Consider the following 1,876-nt stretch of genomic DNA (forward strand, 5'->3'; position numbering starts at 1 on the left):
CGCGCCGGTCACCGTCCCGGACCTGGCCTTCCGGCTACCCATGGCCGCCACCATGCAGTAGCCTCTCAATCGGCTCGGTCCAAAATACCGGTCAGGTCATCGGGAAAGCCTTGGATGACAGATCGGCTGGTGGCAGCGATGCGTGATCCGATCAATCCGAGGAATTCGTCACGAGGCCGGGGCGGGGCGCGAGAGCGCAACCTCAGCCGATACCGCCCCGGCTCGGACGCATCGCCCAGCCAATGAGGGTGCTGATTGCAGCTCGCCCCATCAGAACACCCATCACAGCCCCGACGCTGCTGGCCGCAAAGTCGATCGGCTGCGAGGTTCGCCCAGGAACCCACAGCTGCCCCACTTCGAGGACACCAGCGAGCATGACAAGGCCGGCGGCGATCCGCCAACGACGGGGCTCTTGGTAGGCGAAGGCGAGGATGGCGCCTGTCCCACAATAGGCGATGGCATGCTCGATCTGCCCAGCCATGCCTGTTCGGATTTCTAGGTCAGCGGGGATCCATGAGAGCCAGACGAGGAGACCGACACAAAGCCAGCCGGCGGCCCTGAGGGTTTTTAGGCAGGTCGAGAGGATTTTCAGCGACATGGGTAACCCAAGGCTGTGAGCAGCACCGATCTGGATCACACCGAGGGTAAACTCGGGCGGAAGGCTGAACGGCGCTCAGTGCAGCGAGCCGTACTCTGTCAGGCGCGTCACCTGAGCGTTCTCGAACTTGCTCGCTAGACGGGCGGCACAGGCTTCAGTCTTAGCCTTGGCCGCCTCAGCAGAAGGGCAGCCCGTCACACCAATGATCTCGTCATCAGGCCCAAGACACACCGAAAGCCAAGGTAGGCCCGGTGCAGCCGGCTCGTAGACAACGAAGCGTACTCGCCTTACTACCTGTCCAACCACACTGCGCGACATCGACCACCCCTTTGACGTGGGTGTGGTGTTAGTACCCAGAGGTGCGGCAACCCTGTGATAAATCAATCAAATTTGATCGATTAGCCTGGAGCAGGCTGGTCCAACTGCAACTGGTTAAGGGCGCCTCTACCCACAGCCGCGCTTCCTACGCCCGTCCAGGCTTGATGTGCCCTGAGGCGATTGCGCTATCCCTAAAACGTGCAGCCGCCGACATCGCAAGCTTTCATGGTAGGCGGACCGTCCTTGGCTAAGTGCAGCCTCACCGTTTAGCTAAGGTAAGCCTAGGAAGCCATGCTCCACTGCTTCGCTTCTACAGGCTTCTGTATGGAGGCTGATGAGCCTCCAAGCCCTGCCGCGGTGTAAGCCTCAAAGAAAGCTTCGTCGCTTACCCACTCATATTCAGCATTGGCAAGCCGCAGGATGCCGCCGGTTTCATCAAGGGCTTCTAGCAGCGGGCCAAACGCGTTCTCAACATCGTCGTCAAGAGTATCAGAAAATTCATCACGCAGCTCGTAGCCAATTTTCGCAAGAACGAGAAGCGATCGAAAGCCCATGCCGTTCATATTGAATACTCAACATTTATTGGGAAATAGCGGCCTTAAGCAGATCCACTTACACCTCGCGCTGATTAACAATGTGATAACGCCGATACATTGTTTCTCACCGTACCAATCGTGACATAGCAGCGAGAGAACGAAGGTAGGGACGGAAGCAGGTGATGAGCGCCTTACCGTGCCCACCAGCCCGCACAGACGACACATAGCTTACCGCCGAGGGGCCCCCGTGGTTTCCGAGACAGATCCAACATGGTTACCGCTCCGTTCACGGTTCCCCATGGCGTTAAGCCTATGGCTACAGAATGAAGGTAAGCGCTGTTTTCAGGCCACGGCTTTGAGGGCTGGCATGGCCTGGTAGGCCCATGGCAGCAGGTCGTCGAGACGGCTCTGTGGGTGGCCCTCG

General features: G+C 58.9%; 2 protein-coding genes. Both read right to left on the reverse strand.

The genetic code is table 11. The features are described 5' to 3' along the window. Positions 1-202: 202 nt before the first annotated feature. A complete protein-coding gene (locus ASF41_RS21395) occupies positions 203-637 on the reverse strand; it encodes a hypothetical protein (RefSeq protein WP_244479744.1) in 435 nt (144 codons plus the stop codon). A 560-nt stretch (positions 638-1,197) separates the two neighbouring features. Further along, on the reverse strand, positions 1,198-1,479 hold the full coding sequence (locus tag ASF41_RS25335) for a hypothetical protein (protein ID WP_156653432.1): 282 nt from the start codon (positions 1,477-1,479) through the stop codon (positions 1,198-1,200). Positions 1,480-1,876: the final 397 nt, after the last annotated feature.

Origin of the sequence: Methylobacterium sp. Leaf111 (assembly GCF_001423285.1) — a bacterium.
Lineage (GTDB): Bacteria > Pseudomonadota > Alphaproteobacteria > Rhizobiales > Beijerinckiaceae > Methylobacterium.